We start from the raw sequence: 20820 nt of genomic DNA on the forward strand, positions 1-20820 counted from the left end.
TAGCCCTGGTGCTCACCGGGTACGCCAGCATCCACTTCCTGCAGCGCTCGCTGCTGCTCGACAACATCAACGCGGACTACGTGCGCACCGCTCGCGCGAAGGGTCTCACCAAGCAGCAGGCGATCCGCAAGCACGCGCTGCGCACCTCGCTCATCCCGGTGGCCACCCAGGTCGCGTTCACGATCCCGGCGATCTTCACCGGCGCGGTCCTGACCGAGACGATTTTCGCGTGGAACGGCATGGGCAAGTACTTCATCGACACGATCTCGAAGAACGACATCCACGGCACGGTCGCGATCGCGGCCTTCGGCGCCGTGCTGACGGCCATCGGCGCCATCCTCGCCGACATCGCCGTCGTGGTGCTCGACCCGCGAGTGAGAGTGAGCTGACATGACCACCGACATGATCGACCCCACTGTCCAGCACCCGACGGGCGGCACCCCCGGTCCCGAGACCACGCAGGTCGCGACCAAGCGCCTCTCGAAGTGGGAGCTCTACTGGCGGCGCTTCGCGCGCAACCGCGGTGCACTCGCGGGCCTCGTGATCTTCGTGCTCCTGGTCCTGTTCGCGATCTTCGGACCGCTGATCGCGCAGTACGACCACACCGAGCTCGACTTCCTCGCCCTCAGCATGGGTCCGTCGTCCGACCACTGGTTCGGTACCAACAACGCCGGCAACGACCTGTTCGCCCAGGTCGCCGTCGGTCTGCAGCGCTCCCTGATGATCGCCGTGAGCGTCTCGGTCGGTGTGACGATCGTCTCCGCGCTCGTGGGCACTGCGGCCGCCTACTTCGGCGGGTGGACCGAGCGCATCTCGCTGCTGATCATCCACTTCATGATGGTCATCCCGGCCTTCCTCATCCTCGCGATGATCTCGAACAAGTCCGGCGGCGATTGGCGCATCATCGCGCTCATCATGATCTTCGTGATCGGCTGGTACTTCCCCGCCCGTGTCATCTGGACGATGGCGCTCTCCCTGCGAGAGCGCGAGTACGTCAGTGCCGCACGATACATGGGCGTCGGCGGGATGCGCATCGTCCTGCGTCATCTGCTGCCGAACATCGGCTCCCTGCTCGTGATCAACTTCACCCTCGGCGTCGTCACGGCCGTCGTCACCGAGACCGGACTCTCGTTCCTCGGCTTCGGCGTCAAGATCCCGGATGTGTCGCTCGGTGCCCTCATCGGCGCCGGGTCCAGCTCGTTGACCACGGCACCCTGGCTGTTCTACTTCCCCGCGGCGGCGCTGACGCTCCTCACCGTGTCCATGGCACTCGTCGCCGACGGACTGCGCGACGCCCTCGATCCCACCTCTGCTGCAGGAGGCCGCGCATGAGCGCCGTACTTTCCGTCCGCGACCTGAAGGTCAGCTTCGCTTCCGAAGCCGGCCGCGTCGATGCCGTCCGCGGCGTCTCATTCGACCTCGAGGCCGGGAAGACGCTCGGCATCGTCGGCGAATCCGGTTCCGGCAAGTCCGTGACGTCGCTGGCCATCATGGGACTCCTCGACGAGAACGCCAAGGTCACCGGATCGATCATGTACGACGGCAAAGAGCTCGTCGGCATGAGCGACAAGCAGCTGTCGGTGATCCGCGGCAACGGCATGTCCATGGTCTTCCAGGATCCGCTGACCTCGCTCACTCCGGTCTTCACCGTGGGCGACCAGCTCATCGAGGCTCTGACCGTGCATCGCAGCCTGTCGAAGAAGGAGGCGTGGGACCGCTCGGTCGAGTTGTTGAAGCTCGTCGGCATCACCGAGCCGGAGCGGCGCATGAAGTCGTTCCCCCATGAGTTCTCGGGCGGCATGCGCCAGCGCGTCGTCATCGCGATCGCGATGGCCAACAACCCCAAGCTCATCATCTGCGACGAGCCCACGACGGCTCTCGACGTGACCATCCAGGCGCAGATCCTCGACCTGATCGAGAAGGCGCAGGATGAGACCGGCGCCGCGGTGATGATGATCACGCACGACATGGGAGTGGTGGCCCGCACCGCCGACGACGTGATGGTGATGTACGCGGGCAAGCCGGTGGAGCACGCCCCCGTGCACGAGCTCTTCCACCGCACGCGCATGCCCTACTCGATCGGCCTCCTGGGCGCGATCCCCCGCGTCGACAAGTCGGAGAAGGAGGCGCTCACCCCGATCAAGGGCAACCCGCCGCTGCTGATCAACCTCCCGGACGCATGCCCCTTCGCCGATCGCTGCCCGATCGTGATGGACGCGTGCCGCACGAGAGAGCCGGAGCTGCTTCCGGTCGCGACCGGTTCGGGAACCGAGCACCGCGCGGCCTGCATCCGCTCCGGTGAGATCGAGGACGGCGGCCTCCTGGGCGGCCTGCCCGTTTACCCGGTCCGTGTGGTGCCGGAGAGCGCGCTGACGAAGACGCCCCGCGAGGAGCGTCCGATCACGCTGCAGGTGACGAACCTGACCAAGACGTTCCCGCTCCTGAAGGGCGCCTTCCTCAAGCGCAAGGTCGGCGAAGTCCATGCGATCAAGGGCGTGAGCTTCGATGTGCGCCAGGGCGAGACGATGGCCATCGTCGGCGAGTCCGGCAGCGGCAAGACCACGACGCTGCTGCAGATCATGGACATGGTCAAGCAGTCCGAGGGCGACATCGTCATCGCCGGGACGAGCGTCAACGACATCCGCAGCCACAAGGTGGAGCGCCATCTGCGCCGCGACATCCAGATCGTGTTCCAGGACCCGATGGGTGCCCTCGACCCGCGCATGACGGTCGCCGACATCATCTCGGAGCCGCTGCTCGCGATCGGCACCCCGAAGGCGGAAGCACATCGTCGGGTGGACGAGCTGATGGACCTCGTCGGTCTGAACCCGGCCCACAGCGACCGTTTCCCGCAGGCGTTCTCCGGAGGACAGCGTCAGCGCATCGGCATCGCCCGTGCCCTGTCGACCAACCCGAAGATCGTCGTCCTCGACGAGCCGGTCTCCGCGCTCGACGTGTCGATCCAGGCGGGTGTGATCAACCTCCTCGACGAGCTGAAGGTGAAGCTCGGTCTCTCCTACCTGTTCGTCGCGCACGACCTGTCCGTGGTGCGACACATCGCCGACCGCGTCGCCGTGATGTACCTCGGCGAGTTCGTCGAGCACGGTGACGTCGACGACGTGTTCGAGAACCCGCAGCATCCGTACACGCGGGCGCTCCTCTCGGCGATCCCGGTGCCGGACCCGGACATCGAGCGCACCCGCCAGCGGGTCGTCTTCGATCCGGAGACGATGAGCACGCGGCCCGCCACGGTCTGACCGTCGAACGCGCACGATCTCTGATCACTGTCCGGTAACAGTTAGGCGGGATTCACTGTCAAGCGGTGTACCGGCATGATGCGCGAACTATTCTTCCCCTTATGAAACGCCGAAAGGCGAAAGGAGCACCATGAAGAACAAGAAGTTGTTGGGGGCGATCGCGATCAGCGGCGTCCTCGCACTCGCCCTCGCGGGTTGCGCGAGTGGTTCCGGGAACACCGGTGGCGGGGACGGCGGCGGCGAGTCCGTCGAGACCAAGACGGCCGACTACAACCCCCAGGATCGGGCCAACCTCCAGGAGGGAGGCGAAGTCGCCTTCGCCGTCAACGAGGTCCCCGAGCAGCTGAACGCGTTCAACAGCGACGGCAGCGCCGACACGCAGCGCCTGTGGTCGTGGTACATGCCGCAGGTCCTCCTCGTGTCCGCCGAGGGTGAGGTCACCAAGAACGACTCCTACCTCGACGCGTACGACATCGGTGAGGCGGATGGCAACACGACCATCACCTTCACGTTCAAGGACGAGGCGCACTTCAACGACGGCACGGACATGGACTGGACGGCCATCGACGCGACCTGGAAGGCGAACCGCTCGTACGACGAGGGCTTCAACCCGAACGCGACCGACGGCTACAAGCAGATCACGTCCGTCGAGCAGGGTGACACCCCGAAGACCGCGGTCGTGACCTTCGACGGCATCTATGCCTGGCCGTCCATGGCGTTCCTGACCGGTGGTGTCCTGCACCCCGCGATCAACGACCCGGCCGTCTTCAACGAGGGCTTCATCGGCAACATGCACCCCGAGTGGGGCGCAGGTCCGTACACGGTCGACACGTTCGACGCCAACGGCGGATTCGTCTCCTTCAAGCCGAACCCCGAGTGGTGGGGCGACGCTCCGCTGCTCGACTCGGTGACCTTCACCGCGATGGAGCCGGATGCGGCGATCAACGCGTTCAAGAACGGCGAGATCGACATGGTGAACACCAACACCAACGATCGCCTGAAGCAGGTCGAGGATGTGGATGACACCGTCGTCCGCCGCGCGCAGCAGACCGCCAAGACGGTCCTGCTCGTCGACGCCGACAAGCCGCAGTTCGAGGACATGGACGTTCGCAAGGCGTTCTTCCTCGGCGTGAACATCGATCAGCAGAAGCAGATCGCCTGGAACGGCCTCGGCTACGAAGAGCCGGTCGCGGGTTCGCTGAACCTGTACTCGTTCCAGGACGGCTACGAGGACTCCTTCGCCACCGCGGGTCTGAAGTACGACCCCGAGGCAGCCAACAAGCTCCTCGACGACGCGGGCTGGAAGGCCGGCGAAGACGGCATCCGCGAGAAGGACGGCGAGAAGCTGACCGTCACCTTCCCGGTCTTCGGTGAGGACCCCACCCTCGAGGCCCTTGCGAAGTCGCTCCAGGCGCAGCAGAAGGAGATCGGCATCGATCTGCAGATCGATGTCCGCCCGTCGGCTGACTTCTCGAACGACTTCACCTCGAAGAACTGGGACGTCGTCTCGCTGCGGTTCACCGACTCCGACCCGTTCGGTCCGGCCTGGTTCTGCCAGCTGTACTGCTCGGACAGCGGTCTGAACCTCTCCGGCACCGGTACGGCCGAGATCGACAAGCAGATCGCCGACGACGTCGAGTCCAAGAAGGACGCCGAGTCGTGGACGACTGCCGCGATGGAGCTCGAGCCGAAGATCATCGAGCAGACGTGGGGCATCATCCCGCTCTACAGCGGCCCCTCGATCTACGTGGTCAAGAACGGCCTGGCGAACCTCACCCCGGAGCCCTACGTGGGTCTGGACCTCTTCGGGGTCACTCCGGTCGAGAACGTCGGCTGGGAGAAGTAACTCTCTGACACACATCGTGTCGATGGCGGGGTCGGTGGTTCATCCACCGGCCCCGCTTTCCTTATGCTGAACGCGTGAGCGCACAGATCGTCTTCGTGCACGGCATCCGCACGTCCGCCACCATGTGGCGGTCGCAGGTGGCCTTCCTCGAGGAGCGCGGCTACGGCTGCACCACCATCGACCTCCCCGGTCACGGCTCGCGGATGCGCGAGGATTTCACGCTCCACGAGGCACTGCACACGATCGACGTGGCGGTGCGAGAGGCGGCGGTCCGGGGCCCTGTCGTGCTGGTCGGGCACTCGATGGGGGGTCTGCTCTGCCTCGCCTACGTCGGCGGCGCCCAGCAGCCGCCGGTTGCCGGTCTGATCGCCGCCTCGTGCACCTCTCTCCCCCGCGGCGCCGGGCTGCGGGCGTATCGGCTCTTCGCGCGGGCCGTCGATGCCCTCCCCGACCGCGGGATGTGGCTCACCCTCCGGATGCTCGAGGCGACCATCCCGCTCGAGACCCGATCGGACTTCGCCGCCGGCGGCTATGCGCTGGACACCCAGGATGCGGCTCTGCGGAGCCTCGCGGCCCTCGACATCGCTGCGGCGCTCCCCCGCATCACGATCCCGCTGTGGTTCGTCAACGGACAGTACGACCAGCTGCGGCTCAACGAGTCGCTGTTCCGACGTCTCGCCCCGCACGCGGAGCTGATCATCGTGCCCCGAACGACGCACCTGGTCACCGCGATGCGGCCGCAGATCTTCAACGCCGTGCTGCAGCTGGCCATCGTGACGGTGGAGCAGGGAACGTCGACCTCATGACGCCCTGGCCGGCTGTCGCGCGAAGGCGGTCAGGAGACCCCCGACGAGCGAGAGCACCGCGGCCGCGACGAACACCAGCCAGAAGCCGCCGACCAGGGCGACCAGCCCGGCACCGAGCACCGGTCCGATCAACTGTCCCAGGGCAGCCGTGACATTCACGATCCCCAGATCCCGCGCGTGGTCCTGTTCGTCCGGCAGCAGATCAGCGGCGAAGGCGAGCCCCACGGTCGAGAACGCGCCGTAGCCGAGTCCCATCAGCGCCGCGGCCACCATCGTCATCTCGAACGTCGGCACGAGCGCGATCGCCACACCGGACGCCGCCTGGACCACCGTCGCGGCGACGGCGAGCGTCCGCCGGTTCCCGGTGCGGTCGGACACGATGCCCGTCACCACGGACGCGATCACGACGAACACGGTGTAGACGACGATGAGCAGCAGCAGGTTGTCCTGAGCCACGGCGCTCGGTTGTCCGAGACCGTGCAGGAGGAAGAACAGGAACAGGGCCGTCCCGAGCGCGTTGCCCACATTCGTCACCAGACGGCCCGAGAGCATCCAGGCGAAGTCCCGGTCGCGGAGCGAGGCGAGCGGGCGCCGGCCGACCGTCCGGGGCCGCATCGCCTCCGTGCTCGGCGGATCGGGCAGCAGCAGTGCCGCTGCCGAGCCGATCACCGCGATGATCGCCGCCAGGAGCAGGTAGCCGTCGCCGATACCGAGACCGAGCAGCACCACCAGTCCGACGCCGAGCACGATGCCGACCGCCTGACTCGAGCCGACCGCGGCGGAGGCGGCACCGCGCTGCGTCGAAGGCAGCTGATCGGCGATGAGCGCCGTGAACGCGGCCGACGAGACGGCGACTCCGATCGACACCCCCACCCAGCCCGCACCGACGGCCCAGGGGCCCTGCGCCCCACCGGTGAGGACGAGGCACAGAGCGGTGAACAGCACTCCGCCGATCGCCCACGGACGCCGACGATGGCGTCCCGCTGCACCGCGGTCCGAGAGCGCCCCGGCAGCAGGACCGGCGATGATCCCGGCCAGGCCACCGATGCCGAGCACGAGTCCCGACGACACCACGCCCCGGATCCAATCGTCTTCCGGCGTATCCAGCTGCAGGGGCAGGAGCAGCTGCACCGGAGTGAGCTGCACCGTCCAGATCGCGAGCCACGCCAGCGTGAACAGCGACATCCATCGCGCTCCCGCCCGCACCGTACGGGCGCCCGTCGCCTCGCTCATCGTGCCTCCTCCGCCGCGATCGTCGTGGCGCGGGAGCCGGATATGACGTCGCGGTACCACTCGTACGATGCTTTGGGCGTTCGCTCCCCCGTCTCGAAGTCGACGTGCACGAGTCCGAAGCGCTGCGTGTAGCCGTCCGCCCACTCCCAGTTGTCCAGGAGGGACCACACCGTGAACTCCTCCACGGGCACCCCGGCATCGATGGCAGCACCGACGGCGGCGATGTGCCCGGCCAGGTACTCGATCCGCTCGGTGTCTTCCACGCGCGTGGCGCGCTCCGGCTCCGGGAAGGAAGCTCCGTTCTCGCCGATGATCACGGGAGGCAGGTGCGGATGCCGGGTGTGCAGGTCGATCAGGAGCTCTCGCAGCGCCCCGGGCATGATCGGCCATTCCGGACCGAATCCGGTGACCGGAACTCCCGGAGTGGGCACGAAGTCGAACGGGATCGGGCTGTCGTCGGCAGCGGCCGAGACGGTCGTCGGATTGTAGAAGTTGATTCCGTAGAAGTCGATCGAACTGCGGATCGCCTCGAGATCCCCGTCCTGGACGGGCATCGGCGGCAGGCCGAGGCCGGCGAGATCGGGGTACGCGCCGGCGAGGAGCGGTTCGCTGAAGATCCGGTTGTGGATCAGGTCGTAGACCGCGGCTGCCTGATGATCATCCGCCGTGTCGCGCAGTGGCAGTACCCACGTGTGGTTGTTGACCAGTCCGACGGCGGAGGCGCCATGCGCGCGCAGCACCGCCGCCGCCCGCGCGTGCGCGAGAAGCTGATGGTGCGCGGTCGGCAGCGCCCCGAAGAGAAGCTGCTTCCCGGGCGCGAGCGCACCGACCGCATAGCCCTGGAGTGTGGTCATCGCCGGTTCGTTCAGCGTGTACCAGTGCTGCACGCGGTCGCCGAGACGATCAGCGACGATCGCCGCATAGTCGGCGAAGCGCTCCGCCGTGTCCCGCTCGAGCCATCCGCCGTCGGCTTCGACGCTGCTCGGCATCTCCCAATGGAAGAGCGTGGGGAACGGGGCCACGCCTGCGTCGAGAAGAAGGTCGACCAGACGCGAGTAGTGGTCGAGTGCTGAGGTGTCTCCGCGTCCGACTCCGTCCGGCTGCACGCGGGCCCAAGGGATCGAGAATCGGTAACGGTCGAGTCCCAGCCCCGCGGCCAGCGCCACATCGGCGTCGGGACGTCGGTAGCTGTCGCACGCGGGTTCCGCCGTCGATCCGTCGATGATCGCGCCGGGGTTCTCGAGGAAGTCGTCCCAGATGGATCGTCCGGACTCACCGGCGGGTCGAGACCCCTCGATCTGGAAGGCGGAGGTCGCCGCAGACCAGCGGATTCCGGAGGGCGCGGACGGACGAACGGACTCGGGGGTCATGTGGCTCCTTGACAGCGATGTCGGGATAGTGATGATTCTGCACCCGGTTCCATCGAATCCGCGACCGAGTCTCGCATTCTCCTCGCCGTTTCGCGTCAGCGGCCCGTCTGCTGGTAGACTCGACTCTTGGCTTGCGTGTGGGTTCTTCCCTCACGACCGCTGTGCAGCAGCCCTCTTCTGCTGCCGGCATTCCGAACACTCCTGTACAGAAAGCGTCCACACGTGGCAAACATCAAGTCGCAGATCAAGCGCAACAAGACCAACGAGAAGGCGCGCGAGCGCAACAAGGCCGTGAAGAGCGAGCTCAAGACCGTCATCCGCACGACCCGCACGGCTGTCACCGCCGGCGACAAGGCAGCGGCAGAGGCCGGCCTGAAGAAGGCCGCCGTCAAGCTCGACAAGGCCGTCAGCAAGGGTGTCCTGCACAAGAACCAGGCGTCGAACCGCAAGTCGGCTCTCGCCAAGCAGGTCGCTTCTCTCTGAGCTGAAGCATCTGAGAAAGGCCCGTCCCGTCATCGGGGCGGGCCTTCTTCGTCGCCGGAAGACGGCTCGAAGCCGGAAGACGGCTCGAAGCCGGACGCGGTGGCTACTCGCCGAACGGTTGGCGCGTGGCGATCACGGTGACCATGCGCTCCAGAGCGAAGATGGGGTCGCGAGCCGCGCCCTTGACCTCGCCATCGGCTCTGGCGGTGGCCTGGATCGCCATTCCGAGCGAACGCTCGTTCCAGCCGGCCAGATCACGGCGGGCCCGATCGACCTGCCAGTCCTTCATACCCAGCCGCTGCGCGAGCTGTCGACTGGGCTCTCGATTGCCGGCGACACGGGCCATGGTGCGGAGCTTCATCGCGAAGGCCGCGACCATCGGCACAGGGTCGGCGCCGGATGCCAGCGCGTGGCGGAGGGCGATCAGCGCCTCGCCGTAGCGACCGGCGATGGCCGTGTCTGCGACCACGAACGCCGACACCTCGACGCGGCCGCCGTAGTACTTGGTGACGATCTCTTCCGAGATGTCGCCCTCGACATCGCCGATGAGCTGCTGGCAGGCCGCGGCGAGCTCCGTCAGATCGTCGGCGAAGGCGGAGACCAGTGCGCGCAGCGCGGGAGGCGCGATGCGCTTCTTGGCCGCACGCAACTCCCCCGCTGCGAAATCGACACGGTCGCCGTCGCGCTTGATCGCGGGGCACGCGATCTCGATGCCGCCACCTGTGCCGGCACGAAGCGCGTCGAGCAACTTCTTGCCCCGAACGCTCGCGCCCGTGTGACGGAGGACGACCGTCGCCCCCTCCTGAGGGTTGTCCAGGTACGACACCGCCTCCTGGATGAACGCGTCGGAACACTTCTCGACACCCGAGACGCGCACCAGGCGCGGCTCTCCGAAGAGAGAGGGCGAGGTGAGCGACAGCAGCGTGCCCGGCGCGTAGTCGTCTGCGCGGACGTCGCTGACCTCGAGCGCCGGATCCTCGGCACGGAGGTACTCGCGAACACCGGCGATCGCGCGCTCGGCGCAGACCTCCTCCGGCCCGGACACGAGAACGAGCGGTGCAGGATGCGGCTCACGCCACGACACCTGAGGGATCTTGGTGGGCTTCGCGCCACCGCGGGAAGGGGGACGCGAAGCTGCCATGGATCCAGCCTACCGGCGGGCGCCGACACCGCTCCCTCACCGCGGTGGTGTCTCGGTCCAGACCTGGAGCTCACCCTCGCGGAGGCCGAGCAGGATGCGCCCCCTCTCGTCCGTGCGCAGCACATGCGCGCCCGTCGACGTCAGCAGGTCGACCGTCTCGGAGCGGGGATGACCGTAGTCGTTGTCGGCTCCCGCACTGAACAGGGCCGCCTGAGCCCGGATCGCCTCGTACAGGCTGGGCTCCTGATCGGCGCTGCCGTGATGGGCGACCTTGACCACCGCGTATCGTCCCACCCGATGCGTGCGCAGCAGCATGCGTTGGGGCGCCGCCGAGAGATCGCCGAGGAAGATCGATCGCGGCACCTCTCCCCCGTCGAACTCCATCACGACGCTCGCGTCGTTGCCTTCGGGGAAGGCCGCCGACCCCCGCTGCGGCCAGAGCACCCGCCACGCCGCCGATCCCAACTCGCCCTGCTGCCCCGCCGCTGCCTCGTCGACCCGCGCTCCGGCCTCGGCGAGATCGTCGAGGAGACGCTGATCGGCGTCGTCTGCGACGGGACCGTGCAGAACCGCTGCAACGCGCCCTCGGACGGCGGCGACTCCACCGACATGATCGAGGTCGAAATGCGTGAGGACGAGAAGATCGATGCGCTCGATCCCGAGCGACCGCAGACACGCTGCCAGCGGCTCCGGGTCGGGGCCAGCGTCGATCAGCGCGACCTTCGTCGCGGAACGGACGAGTACCGCGTCTCCCTGCCCCACGTCGCATGCGGCGATCGCCCAGCCGTCGGGCGCCGTCGCCGTGGCCAGGGGGCCTTCGAGGAGCATTCGGGAGCCGCCCAGCGACAGGACGACGATGAGGACCGCCGCCGCTCCTGCCCGCAGAAGCCCGGTCATCCGCGCCGCTGTCGGACCTCCGTGGTGCGCCGACCTGCCGATCAGGACGACGGCGACGGCTCCACTCACAACAGCCACCAGAGCAGCGCTGCCGATGCCGGCGGACAGCACGATCTGCGCCCCCGGCAGCCCGGCCGTGATGGTGGCCGTCGTCGCGATCCAGGCCGCTGGAAGCCACGCGGTGGCCGCCAGCAGATCGGCGAGGGCGGGCAGGGGCGCGGAGAGGCAGGCGAGCAGCCCGATCACGGTCGCGACCGGCGCGGCCGGCGCGGCGATGAGGTTCGCGGCGACGCCGATGAGCGACTGCTGCTCCGCGAACAGCGCGATGATCGGCCCGCACGCCAGTTGCGCGGCGAGAGGGACCGCGATCGCCAGTGCCACGAGTGCGGGGAGCGCCCTTCCGAGTCCCCGCGCCAGCGGCGGCGCGAGCAGGATCAGCGCACCGGACGCGGCGACGGAGAGCGCGAAGCCCGGCGTCGCCGCCAGCCAGGGATCCAGGAGGAGGATCACGGAGGCGGCCAGCGAGAGGATTCCGGCGCCGGCGCTCGGCCTGCCCAGCAGCACGGTGAGCATGCCGACCGCCGCCATCACCGCCGCGCGGATCACGCTCGGCTCCGGAGTCACCAAGACGACGAAGCCGGCGAGACCGACGAGCGACAGTACGACCCGCGCCGCACGTCCGCCTCCGCACAGCCCCGTGAGCCAGAAGATCGCGCCGACGACGATCGCACAGTTCGCTCCGCTGACGGCGGTGAGGTGGCTGAGCCCACTCGTGCGCATGTCGTCGTTCAGCGCGGTCGACACCGCGCGCGTGTCCCCGACCGCGAGTCCCGGAAGCAGTCCCGCCCCCGGATCCGGCAATCGGCCCGCGCGGTCGATGAACGCCTGCCGGGCGCCCGCGGCGATCCCGAACATCCCGCCGGCCGGACGCCGGATCTCGGCTTCCGTCGCGAAGACGATCAGAACGGACCGCTCCCCCGCATCCGTGGCCAGCGCCTGACCGACGGCTCGGACCTCGGCACCGAGATCGAACCCCGCGCCCGGTTCGACACCGATGCGCACGGGAACCGACATCGCGCTCGGATCGCCTCTGATTCCGACGCTGACCGTCTGCGCATCGAACCACAGCCGCTCGTCCTGCCCGATCGACGCGGACGACGTCACGACGGCCGTCACCTCCGCCACGCGCCCCGACCACTGCGCGGCCTGTTCCCGCGCCGGAAGCGCCAGCCCCGCCGTCACCGCGGTCGCTGACATCGCCGCGAGCAGCACCACGACGAGGCCACCGAACTCGGCGGCTCGCCTCACCGTCCACCCGCGCGCCACGACGAGCACGAGCACCGTCACGACCGCCGCCGCGACCGCGCAACCACCCGCCACCCACCAGGTCGAGGCCGGGACGAAAACGCACAGCAGTGCTACCGCCCACACTCCGCCCACCACAGGCAGCAGGCGGAGATCCCGGCGGGCCACGCCGGGGTCTCTTTCCGGCTCAGGCATCTCTCGGTGGGGCATTCCGCCACGCTACGAGCGCGCCACCGCGCGTCCGCGCCCAGAACCCGACGCCCGCGGACAACTGCTGCCTCTCGCGTTCTGTGCAGAGGAGTCGTCGTCGTGAACATCGCCGAAGGGAAGGTGCGGACGGAGGAGACCACCGACGAGAACGGCAGACCTCTCGAGAACCCGTCAGGGTGCTGAGCGAAAGGATCAGCTCGCGCACGCATGAAGATGCGCCGAGGTGTCAGCGCGGGAAAGACGCCTCGGCGGTGATCTGCCAGGCGTGCCCGTCGGGGTCGGCGCAGAGGACGGTGTAGCCCCAGTCCTCGAGCGCGGCTTCGGTGAGTACCGAGCCGCCCGCATCGCAGATCCGCGCGACGAGCTGATCGACCTCGGCGCGGGTGCTGACGGTGTGGCCGAACACGCATTCGCTCCTGTCAGACGGTGCGAGGTCTCGTTCCCCGAGAACTCCGGCGAGGCCACCGCGAGGGATCAGCGTGAGCAGCAGTCCCTCACCGAGCCGGAACTGCAGGGGCTCAGGGATGCCCTCCGCATCGGGTTCTCCGATGAGCTCGAGATCGAAGACGGCACGATAGAAGCTCATCGCGCGGTGGCGGTCGCCGGTCGGCAGACTGATGCTGAAGCGGTGGGGACGGGCGGACATGTTCTTCCTCCTACGGTCGTACGGTGATCTTCCTGCGGACATGTCGCACGGGCGTCACCTCAGTCCTGCGGCGAACCCTGACCGATGGGCGAGGATCGCGAGCGCCGTGCGGTCGCGCACGCCCAGCTTCGTGAGCACGCGGCTCACATAGGTCCGCGCCGTGGCGGTGCTGATGAACAGCGCCTCGCCGATCTCCTCGTTCGTCTCTCCGAGGGAGACGCGGAGCAGGACTGCCCGTTCGCGCTCGCTGAGCAGGTCGATGCGCGGATCCGAGGCGGTCGGGGCGGGCGTCCGCGCGATGTGCTCCATGACCTGACGCGCGATTCTCGGCAGAGGAGGTTTCCTCCCTCTGCCGCTTCTCGCACGCCTTCCCGAAGCGCGTCCGCCGACGTGTCCTTGAGCAGATACCCCGCTGCGCCGTTCGTGATCGCTCCGATGACGTCGTCGTCTTCATCGAACGTCGTCAGCATGATGATCCGCGTTCCGGTGAGCTCCGCGTTCCCACGGATCGCCGCCGTCGCCTGGAGTCCGTCCACGCGTGGCATGCGGATGTCCATGAGGATCACATCGGGCCGCAGCACCGCGGCTTGCGAGATCGCCGTGCGACCGTCCGCTGCCTCGCCCACCACGACGATCTCGGGGTCGTTCTCGAGCAGGATGCGGATGCCGGCCCTCACGAGCGACTGATCGTCGACGATGAGCACGCTGATCATGCCTGACCTCCGATCGGGAGAGTGGCGCGCACCGCGAACCCACGACTCTCGAACCCGGCGCGGATTTCTCCTCCGAGCGATTCGACGCGCTCTCGCATGCCGCGGATCCCATTCCCGTCGCTTCCCGTGTTCTTCGGCGGCGGCGCGCCGTCGTCGAGGACGACGATCTCCAGTCGGCGGAGGCCGCTCGCGATCACGACGGCGACGTGCGCGCCTGCGGAGTGCCTGACGATGTTCGTCAACGCCTCCTGGACGATACGGAATGCCGTACGGTCGACGATCGGAGGGAGCGGTCGCGCAGCGTCGATGTCGACGCGCATCTCGACGACGAAGCCCGCCGCCTGGGCCGTCTCTCGGAGAGCGGTGATGTCGGAGAGCGAGGCGACGGTGCTGTCGCGCTCGCCCGGTGCCCGCAACAGCGACACCGTGCGTCGCAGCTCGACCATCGACTCCCCGGCGGTCGACGCGACCTGGTCGAGCGCCTGTCGTGCGGCAGCCGAATCCTGTCGACCGATCGCCTCGCGAGCGACCTCCGTGTACAGCGAGATCACCGAGGAGCTGTGACCGAAGGAATCATGGAGGTCGCGAGCGATCGAGAGACGTTCGTCGGCCAGTCGCACCTCCGCCTGCCGACGGGCCTCCGCGGCCATGAGTCCGGCGATCCGGCCGGCGCCCGCATGAACGGCCCGACGACTCCGCAGGCTGTCCCCGAACGCGATCGCCGCAGCCATCAGGATGACATGACCCGAAAGCTCGTACCCGACGACGACGGCCACGGATTGCCCTTCGATCAGGCGGAACCCCACGGACACGGTCGCCACCACGACGGCCGTGACGATCGACGCACCCAGCTTTCCGACCTCGGCGGCGGAGAAGAGCGCAGCGACGACCGGCACAGCCAACCCGATCGCCGGGTAGCCCGCGGCATAGTAGGCGAACAGACCGAGAGCAGTCACGGCAAGGACCACGAGCGCGTGATTGCGGCGCGCGAGCATGAGCGCTCCCAGGCCCACGGCCCACAGGTAGGCGAGGAGGTCCGGACTCTGCCGGCCCCCGATATCGGCGGTGATCGTCACCGAGACGATCGCTGCGACGGAGACTCCCAGCAGCGCATCCAGCATCCACGGCGGCCAGCGCCGGAACCACTTCTCACGGTGCAGGTCTTCCATCACTCGAGCGTATGCGTCACCCGGGACCGCGCACAGTCGCCTTCAGGCGACATCGGGTGTCCCCGGGGAGCGGCGCGAATCGGTGCCGGGCGGCCGATGCGCGGTCTGCATCGCCGTTCCTAGCGTGGAACCATGACCGCACATGATCCTGCTCGCTCATCGGGCTCGCACTCCTCGCCGTCCCTCGCGTCGTGCTGCACGACCTCGGGCTCGTCCAGGAGCGAACCGTCGTCAACGCGGTGCTCGTCTTCGTGCCGCCCCTCATCTGGATAGGCGTCGTCCTCGTGTTCCGGGTGCGCGCGCCCTTTCTCACTCTGCTCGTCGTCGGAGCGTTCTACGGGGTGTTCCTGGCGCTCGGCCATCAACTGCTCTGGGACATCGCCTGGGGTGACAGCCCACCGAGACTCGGAGGCAACCTCGCTGGTCTCGACACGACCGCGCAGTCCCTCATCCTTCGCTTCTTCGCCGTGGTCAGCAGCCTGTTCACCGGCGTCATCGTCGGAGCGATCACCGGACTCCTCGCCTGGGGCCTGGGCAAAGCGACGCGCCGCACCCCCGCATAGCCGCCAACGTCCCGCCGCGCCCGGGGATACCGGGGGCGGCGGATCGATCGCGGCCCTCGCACCCCGGCCCTCGCACCCCGGCCGGCCCTCACACCCTGACGCCGTCGCGCATTCCGGCGAGCAGCTTCTCTCCGATGCCGGGAACGGCAAGAAGGTCGTCCACCGATCGGAAGCGACCGTTCTCCTCACGCCATGAGACGATCCGCTGAGCGATCGCCGGCCCGATGCGCGGCAGAGTCTCCAGAGCGGCCTGATCCGCGGTGTTGAGGTCGACCCTGTCGTCGCCCGGTGGCGCCGCGCCCGAGGCATCCGGCGCGGCGCCGACCGTCGGCACGATGATCTGCTCACCGTCTTCGAGCACTCGGGCGAGGTTGATCGCGGCCAGATTAGCGTCCTGATTCGTTCCCCCTGCCGCCGCCAGGGCATCGACGAGTCGCGCATCCACGTCGAGCACGTAGAGCCCGGGCGCGGCGACGGCTCCCAGCACATGCACGTAGAGCTCGCCCGTCGGCTCGGCGGTGGAGCCGACATCCGCCAACGGCAACGATTCGGCAGGTGCCGCCTGGCCTCGCAGGATTCCGAGCCCTACGGCTCCCGACAGAACGATGAGCGCCAGGACGACGGCCGCGCCGATGCTGAGGCGCAGCCGACGTCGTGGCGGAAGCGGTGTCGGCGAGGATGTCATCACGCCACGCTAGAAGCGTCCTGCCTCCCGCAGGAGACCCGGACACGGGAGAAGGGGACAACTGTCTGCATTTCGCGCGTCGTGCAGAACCGTTGATCCGCCGCTCCTCTCACCGACCGCTGCACCGACCACCCCGATAGAGGCGGCCGGTGCAACGAAGGCCGCGACAGATACCCCCTCCAGCGCGCCCGCCGCCCCTACCCGTCGGACGCCTTGCTCACGAACTCATTCGTGTACACGACGGAGGGGTCCGCGAGCGGCGCCTCGATGTCACCCGTCTCGACGAGCACGGCATGCCACGCTGCCACCGCCTGGTCGGTGAAATACCCGGGGCCTTCCTGAGCATCATTCGGTTTCATCAGTTCGATGACGGCGTCGTAGATCGCTGTGGCGTACTCCGGGTCTTCCGCCTCCTGCTCGTTGTACTCCGCCCCCGCCTCGAGCACGTCCTCCGCATTGTCGAAGCCGTGGAGCTGCGCCCGCGCCACGGCTCGCAGGAATGCTTCGACGGTCTCCGGGCTCTTCTCCAGAATGGCACCGGATGCGGCGATTCCGTTGCCGAACAACTGCGCCGACTCCGGGGTGAGGTTGACCAGATCGACACCTCGGACGTCGAGTGTGGCGACTCCCGTCATCGATGCGGCGTAGGCCTGGATGTCTCCCCGCTCGAACGATGACACCGCAATGCCTTCGGACCCGACCGTCGCGAACTCATACTCGTCAGGAGCGAGGCCGGCCTCCTGCAGGACGGCACGCGCCCACGCCACCTCACCGCCGTTCGCCGTGGAGACGCCGATCGTCGCACCACGGAGATCGTCGATGGACTTCACCTGTCCTGCATCTCCGGCGATCGAGAAGAAGCCGCGAGGGTACAGATTGTAGATGTACGCGGCGTCGCCCCCGCCGAGGAGGGAGCTGAACAGCGGCCCTGCACCCGGGATCCCGAAATCGGCCCGATCCGCCTGCATGGCCTGCAGCACGGCAGCCGAACCGTCGAGGCTCTCGACCGTGACGTCGAGGCCCTCTTCTTCGAAGTAGCCGAGGTGATCGGCGACGGTGACCGGATAGTAGGCGATTCCCGACTGCCCGGGGACAGCCACGGTGATCTCCGTGAGCTCGGCCACCTCACTGTCCTCGGCGACGGTCGAGCAACCGGCGAGGATCAGCACCGCCGCGCCCGCGATGGCCCACGCCTGAATGCCCGTGCGATTCTTCCTGGTGCTCAACTTCATTATTGACCTTCCTGGTTGTGTGGTGAGTGGTGCGATACGCCGTCGCTACGCACGCGCGACGGATGCGGTGGCCGACAGTTCCTCCGGCATCGACGTGGACGGGACGACTCGCCCTACGACGTCGCCGATGCCGATGCGCGTGCCGCGAGGACCCGGCGCGTCCGCGCGGAACACGATCTCGTCGCCGTCCTCCAAGAAGGTGCGGGTCGAGCCGTCATCGAGATGGACCGGGACCACGCCGTTCTCCGTGAGCTCCATGAGAGAACCACGCTGATGTCTGACCGGCCCCGAGATCGTTCCGGAGCCGAGCAGGTCTCCTGTCCGCGCGGAGGCGCCGTTTCCCGTCACGTGCGCCAACATCTGACCCGGCGTCCAGTACATCGTCGAGTAAGGAGGTCGCGCGATGATCGAGTCGTTGACACGGACCTCGACGGCGATATCGAGCCCTCGTTCCGTCGCAGCATCGCCCAGGTACGCCTGCAGGGGCTCAAGGCGAACCGGCGGTTCGCACCAGGCGTGGGTGAACGCCGCGAGCGGCGTGACCCATTCGGAGATGGATGTCGCGAACGACTTCCCGAGGAAAGGACCCAGCGGTACGGATTCGAACGACTGGATGTCGCGCGCGGACCAGTCGTTGACGAGGACGACGCCGAAGATGTGATCCGCCAGACGCTCTGGAGGGATCGGCTCGTTCCGCTCCGATCCTGCGCCCACCACGAAACCGATCTCCGCCTCGATGTCGAGCTTGCGACTGGGCCCGTATCGGGGACGCTCCTCCCCCACGGCGAGTCGCTGTCCGTCAGGGCGCGGGATGTCCTCGCCGCTGACGATGACCGTGCCTGCCCGACCGTGGTATCCCATAGGCATGTGCGGCCACGCCGGCGGCAGCGAAGGCTGCCCTGGACGGAAGATCGAGGCCATGATCCGCGCGTGATCGATCGATCCGTAGAAGTCGACCCAGTCGGCGACCTGGATCGGAAGGGTGGCTCGCAACGAGGAGAGCGGATAGAGGTGCGGCCGCAGCACCTTCGCGAATGCGGGGTCCGTCACCCACTCCGTCAGCCGTGCGCGCACCGCCTCCCAGGTGCCGCGCCCCGACGCCATGAAGGTGTTCAGCGACTCCTGGCCGAACAGCGGTGCGTGTTCGGGAGCGAGGACGCGGAACGCGGCATCCAGATCGAGCGCCGTTGCTCCGACCCGAGTGAACACGGAGGGCCGACGCCCTGCCCTGCTGAACACCCCGTACGGCAGCGTCTGTGGGCCCCACGGGCCCTCGTAGCCGGGCTCGATCCAGGAAGAGTCGATGGTCATGAATCACTCCGATCCCACGAGGCGAACCTGCGCTCCAGCAGCACCATCAGACCGAAGAGCAGAAGACCCATCAGGCTCAGGATGACGATGAGCGAGAAGACCCGGTCGACCATGAGCTGCGAAGCGGCGACCCGGACGAGTTCCCCGAGCCCCTCGCCGCCACCCATGTACTCGGCGAAGACCACACCGGTCACGCTGGCGACCGAGGCGAGCTTGAGCCCGGCGAAGATGTACGGCAGTGCGTGCGGCAGCTGGAGCTTCGTCAGCGTCTGCCATCTGCTCGCCTCGAGCGAGCGGAACAGCATCTTCATCCCCTGATCCGTCGCGGCGAGTCCGGTCGCCGTGTTCACCGTGATGGGGAAGAACGCGATGAATGCGGCCATGAGGTACTTCGATTCCAGGTCGAAGCCGAACCATGCCACGAACAAGGGCGCGAATGCGACCTTCGGCATGGTGTCGAGGGCGACGACATACGGCATGACGGCACGATTTCCGAAGTCCGTGCTCCCGACGATGACACCGAGTGCGAGTCCGACTGCCGCAGCGATCGCGAAGCCGAGGATGACCTCGATGATCGTGACCGTCGTCGCGGAGAGGAACGAGCCGCCGGTGAAGATGCTGCCGATGACGAACACGAGGTCCGACGCGACTTCTGCCGGGGTCGGAAGGATGAGCGAGGGGATGTCGAACACGACGATCGAAAGCTGCCAGAACGAAAGCACGGCCAGCCCGAAACCGACGACGAGCACGGGACGTGGCATCCGAGACGACCACGATCCCCGGGGCGCGAGCGGCCGAGGGCGGCCCGCATGATTCGGACGCGCTGAGGCCAGGAGCTGCGGCCCCGTCATGCGTGCACCTGCCGGTCGAAGAGCGTCGAATGGATCTCGGCGACGTAGCTGTTGAACGCAGAACCTGTCATGATCTCGGGCTTTCTCGGTCGAGGGAGGTCGATGTCGACGCTCTTGGCCACCTTGCCTGGCCTCGGGGTCATCACGAGCACGCGATCCGCCAGGAACACCGCCTCCTGGATCGAGTGCGTCACGACGATGGCCGCGGCATCCCGCTCCGCGCAGATCCGTTGGAATTCGACGTTCATCTGCTCGCGCGTGAACTCGTCCAGCGCGCCGAAGGGCTCATCGAGCAGCAACAGCTCGGGCTCGGACACCAACATGCGGCAGAGCGCCGCGCGCTGCGCCATTCCGCCGGACAGCTGGCTCGGCAAGGCGTTCTCGAAGCCGGAGAGGCCAGTGAGCGCGATCAGTTCCTTCGCTTTCGACCGGTGACGGAGCGCGGCACGTCTGCCCTGACGGATCTCCGGCTGAATGAGGATGTTGTCCAGGATGGTCCGCCACGGCAGAAGCGTGGGCTGCTGGAACATGATGCCGATGCGACGGCTCGGCCGGACGATCTCCTCGTCGCCGAGGCGAATGGTCCCGGCTGTCGGCCGCATCAGGCCTGCAACCATCTTCAGTACGGTCGATTTACCGCACCCGCTCGTCCCGAGAAGTGCGACGACCTCCCCCTTGGCGAGGGTGAAGCTCACGTCACTCACGGCCAGGACCGCATCGTCCTCGCTCCCCTTTCGGGATCTGTACGTCTTGCTGATGTCCATCAGGGTGAGCAGTGCCTCACGCTGACCGACCGTCTCACGATCGACGTCCCGGATCGGGACCCCGTCGACAGCAGAAGAGAGCGTCATCCGCCCTGCCTTTCGGTGCAGTGGAGATCGCCGTGTGCGCAGACCGGAGTGCCGGACCAACAAGCCACGACGATCGTTGGTGATAGTGCACTCCGAGCGGAGTGCACTATCATTAGAGCATGAAGACGCAGGTCTGACAATGACGGATCCGAAGAAGATCGCAATGACGGCTGCAATAATGAACGGCAGACGAGGCCGGATGAGTCGGCCTCGTCGCCACACGGACGGAGCGTCATTCAGTGCAGGAGATG

At 67.6% G+C, this 20820-nt stretch carries 19 protein-coding genes and 1 pseudogene; 7 read left to right on the top strand and 13 right to left on the bottom strand.

Annotated elements, in window-relative coordinates; all coding sequences use genetic code 11:
- From CQ042_RS18745 to CQ042_RS18765, 5 genes are all read left to right on the top strand, one after another.
- Positions 1-389 (top strand): ABC transporter permease (locus tag CQ042_RS18745; protein ID WP_146115430.1); only part of this gene is annotated, 389 nt, incomplete at its 5' end.
- A 1-nt stretch (position 390) separates the two neighbouring features.
- Entirely contained in the window at positions 391-1332 is a 942-nt protein-coding gene (locus CQ042_RS18750) for an ABC transporter permease (protein ID WP_258132349.1), read from the top strand.
- Positions 1329-3257 carry an ABC transporter ATP-binding protein gene (locus tag CQ042_RS18755; RefSeq protein WP_105671964.1) on the top strand — a complete coding sequence of 643 codons (1929 nt, stop codon included), beginning with the start codon at positions 1329-1331 and terminating at the stop codon, positions 3255-3257. Before CQ042_RS18750 ends, CQ042_RS18755 begins: the two co-directional genes overlap by 4 nt.
- A gap of 130 nt (positions 3258-3387) precedes the next feature.
- On the top strand, positions 3388-5103 hold the full coding sequence (locus CQ042_RS18760) for an ABC transporter family substrate-binding protein (RefSeq protein ID WP_105671965.1): 1716 nt from the start codon (positions 3388-3390) through the stop codon (positions 5101-5103).
- A 74-nt stretch (positions 5104-5177) separates the two neighbouring features.
- Positions 5178-5909, top strand: coding sequence for an alpha/beta fold hydrolase (locus tag CQ042_RS18765; RefSeq protein WP_105671966.1), 732 nt, complete (start codon positions 5178-5180; stop codon positions 5907-5909).
- Here the strand turns inward: CQ042_RS18765 and CQ042_RS18770 are convergent.
- Entirely contained in the window at positions 5904-7142 is a 1239-nt protein-coding gene (locus tag CQ042_RS18770) for an MFS transporter (RefSeq protein ID WP_105671967.1), read from the bottom strand. The two genes, CQ042_RS18765 and CQ042_RS18770, sit on opposite strands and share 6 nt — an antisense overlap.
- On the bottom strand, positions 7139-8512 hold the full coding sequence (locus CQ042_RS18775; protein ID WP_105671968.1) for a glycoside hydrolase family 1 protein: 1374 nt from the start codon (positions 8510-8512) through the stop codon (positions 7139-7141). The genes CQ042_RS18770 and CQ042_RS18775 overlap by 4 nt, the downstream gene beginning before the upstream one ends.
- A gap of 222 nt (positions 8513-8734) precedes the next feature.
- Here CQ042_RS18775 and rpsT point away from each other — a divergent pair, with 222 nt between their 5' ends.
- The gene (rpsT, locus tag CQ042_RS18780) at positions 8735-8995 is read left to right on the top strand and encodes a 30S ribosomal protein S20 (RefSeq protein ID WP_029261697.1); all 261 of its coding nucleotides are present in this window, start codon (positions 8735-8737) and stop codon (positions 8993-8995) included.
- Between the two features lie 103 nt (positions 8996-9098).
- On the opposite strand, the gene holA is transcribed toward rpsT, so the two are convergent.
- The 6 genes and pseudogenes from holA to CQ042_RS18805 all read right to left on the bottom strand — a co-directional run bounded on the left by holA (position 9099) and on the right by CQ042_RS18805 (position 15076).
- On the bottom strand, positions 9099-10136 hold the full coding sequence (gene holA / locus CQ042_RS18785; protein ID WP_105671969.1) for a DNA polymerase III subunit delta: 1038 nt from the start codon (positions 10134-10136) through the stop codon (positions 9099-9101).
- Positions 10137-10172: 36 nt separating this feature from the next.
- The gene (locus tag CQ042_RS18790) at positions 10173-12506 is read right to left on the bottom strand and encodes a ComEC/Rec2 family competence protein (protein WP_258132350.1); all 2334 of its coding nucleotides are present in this window, start codon (positions 12504-12506) and stop codon (positions 10173-10175) included.
- Between the two features lie 268 nt (positions 12507-12774).
- Positions 12775-13194 (bottom strand): VOC family protein, encoded by a 420-nt coding sequence (locus CQ042_RS18795; protein WP_105671971.1) that lies wholly within the window; start codon positions 13192-13194, stop codon positions 12775-12777.
- 54 nt (positions 13195-13248) lie between these two features.
- A complete protein-coding gene (locus CQ042_RS20770; RefSeq protein ID WP_258132351.1) occupies positions 13249-13503 on the bottom strand; it encodes a response regulator transcription factor in 255 nt (84 codons plus the stop codon).
- A 113-nt stretch (positions 13504-13616) separates the two neighbouring features.
- Positions 13617-13907, bottom strand: a pseudogene (locus CQ042_RS20775) (response regulator transcription factor); the annotation flags it as partial.
- Positions 13904-15076, bottom strand: a complete 1173-nt coding sequence (locus tag CQ042_RS18805) for a sensor histidine kinase (RefSeq protein WP_105671972.1) — start codon at positions 15074-15076, stop codon at positions 13904-13906. The gene CQ042_RS18805 and the pseudogene CQ042_RS20775, both read right to left, overlap by 4 nt.
- A 191-nt stretch (positions 15077-15267) precedes the next feature.
- Between CQ042_RS18805 and CQ042_RS18810 the strand changes: the two genes are divergently transcribed.
- Entirely contained in the window at positions 15268-15639 is a 372-nt protein-coding gene (locus CQ042_RS18810; protein ID WP_258132353.1) for a hypothetical protein, read from the top strand.
- Between the two features lie 88 nt (positions 15640-15727).
- Here CQ042_RS18810 and CQ042_RS18815 read toward each other — a convergent pair whose 3' ends face one another.
- The 5 genes from CQ042_RS18815 to CQ042_RS18835 all read right to left on the bottom strand — a co-directional run bounded on the left by CQ042_RS18815 (position 15728) and on the right by CQ042_RS18835 (position 20413).
- The gene (locus CQ042_RS18815; RefSeq protein WP_105671974.1) at positions 15728-16324 is read right to left on the bottom strand and encodes a helix-hairpin-helix domain-containing protein; all 597 of its coding nucleotides are present in this window, start codon (positions 16322-16324) and stop codon (positions 15728-15730) included.
- Positions 16325-16521: 197 nt separating this feature from the next.
- A complete protein-coding gene (locus CQ042_RS18820; protein WP_105671975.1) occupies positions 16522-17556 on the bottom strand; it encodes an ABC transporter substrate-binding protein in 1035 nt (344 codons plus the stop codon).
- Positions 17557-17601: 45 nt separating this feature from the next.
- Positions 17602-18867 (bottom strand): fumarylacetoacetate hydrolase family protein, encoded by a 1266-nt coding sequence (locus CQ042_RS18825; RefSeq protein WP_105671976.1) that lies wholly within the window; start codon positions 18865-18867, stop codon positions 17602-17604.
- Positions 18864-19628 (bottom strand): ABC transporter permease, encoded by a 765-nt coding sequence (locus tag CQ042_RS18830; protein ID WP_219844879.1) that lies wholly within the window; start codon positions 19626-19628, stop codon positions 18864-18866. Before CQ042_RS18830 ends, CQ042_RS18825 begins: the two co-directional genes overlap by 4 nt.
- An 86-nt stretch (positions 19629-19714) precedes the next feature.
- Positions 19715-20413, bottom strand: coding sequence for an ABC transporter ATP-binding protein (locus tag CQ042_RS18835; RefSeq protein WP_219844880.1), 699 nt, complete (start codon positions 20411-20413; stop codon positions 19715-19717).
- Positions 20414-20820 lie beyond the last annotated feature (407 nt).

Source organism: Microbacterium sp. MYb62 (genome assembly GCF_002979475.1).
GTDB lineage: Bacteria > Actinomycetota > Actinomycetes > Actinomycetales > Microbacteriaceae > Microbacterium.

Bases quoted from the DNA above. Each gene is read 5' to 3' on its own strand.
- holA (WP_105671969.1), bottom strand. From the start codon at position 10,136: ATGGCAGCTTCGCGTCCCCCTTCCCGCGGTGGCGCGAAGCCCACCAAG.
- CQ042_RS18820 (WP_105671975.1), bottom strand. From the start codon at position 17,556: ATGAAGTTGAGCACCAGGAAGAATCGCACGGGCATTCAGGCGTGGGCC.
- CQ042_RS18825 (WP_105671976.1), bottom strand. From the start codon at position 18,867: ATGACCATCGACTCTTCCTGGATCGAGCCCGGCTACGAGGGCCCGTGG.
- CQ042_RS18770 (WP_105671967.1), bottom strand. From the start codon at position 7,142: ATGAGCGAGGCGACGGGCGCCCGTACGGTGCGGGCGGGAGCGCGATGG.
- CQ042_RS18755 (WP_105671964.1), top strand. From the start codon at position 1,329: ATGAGCGCCGTACTTTCCGTCCGCGACCTGAAGGTCAGCTTCGCTTCC.
- CQ042_RS18775 (WP_105671968.1), bottom strand. From the start codon at position 8,512: ATGACCCCCGAGTCCGTTCGTCCGTCCGCGCCCTCCGGAATCCGCTGG.
- CQ042_RS18750 (WP_258132349.1), top strand. From the start codon at position 391: ATGACCACCGACATGATCGACCCCACTGTCCAGCACCCGACGGGCGGC.
- CQ042_RS20770 (WP_258132351.1), bottom strand. From the start codon at position 13,503: ATGGAGCACATCGCGCGGACGCCCGCCCCGACCGCCTCGGATCCGCGC.
- CQ042_RS18795 (WP_105671971.1), bottom strand. From the start codon at position 13,194: ATGTCCGCCCGTCCCCACCGCTTCAGCATCAGTCTGCCGACCGGCGAC.
- CQ042_RS18760 (WP_105671965.1), top strand. From the start codon at position 3,388: ATGAAGAACAAGAAGTTGTTGGGGGCGATCGCGATCAGCGGCGTCCTC.
- CQ042_RS18830 (WP_219844879.1), bottom strand. From the start codon at position 19,628: ATGCCACGTCCCGTGCTCGTCGTCGGTTTCGGGCTGGCCGTGCTTTCG.
- CQ042_RS18815 (WP_105671974.1), bottom strand. From the start codon at position 16,324: ATGACATCCTCGCCGACACCGCTTCCGCCACGACGTCGGCTGCGCCTC.
- CQ042_RS18805 (WP_105671972.1), bottom strand. From the start codon at position 15,076: ATGGAAGACCTGCACCGTGAGAAGTGGTTCCGGCGCTGGCCGCCGTGG.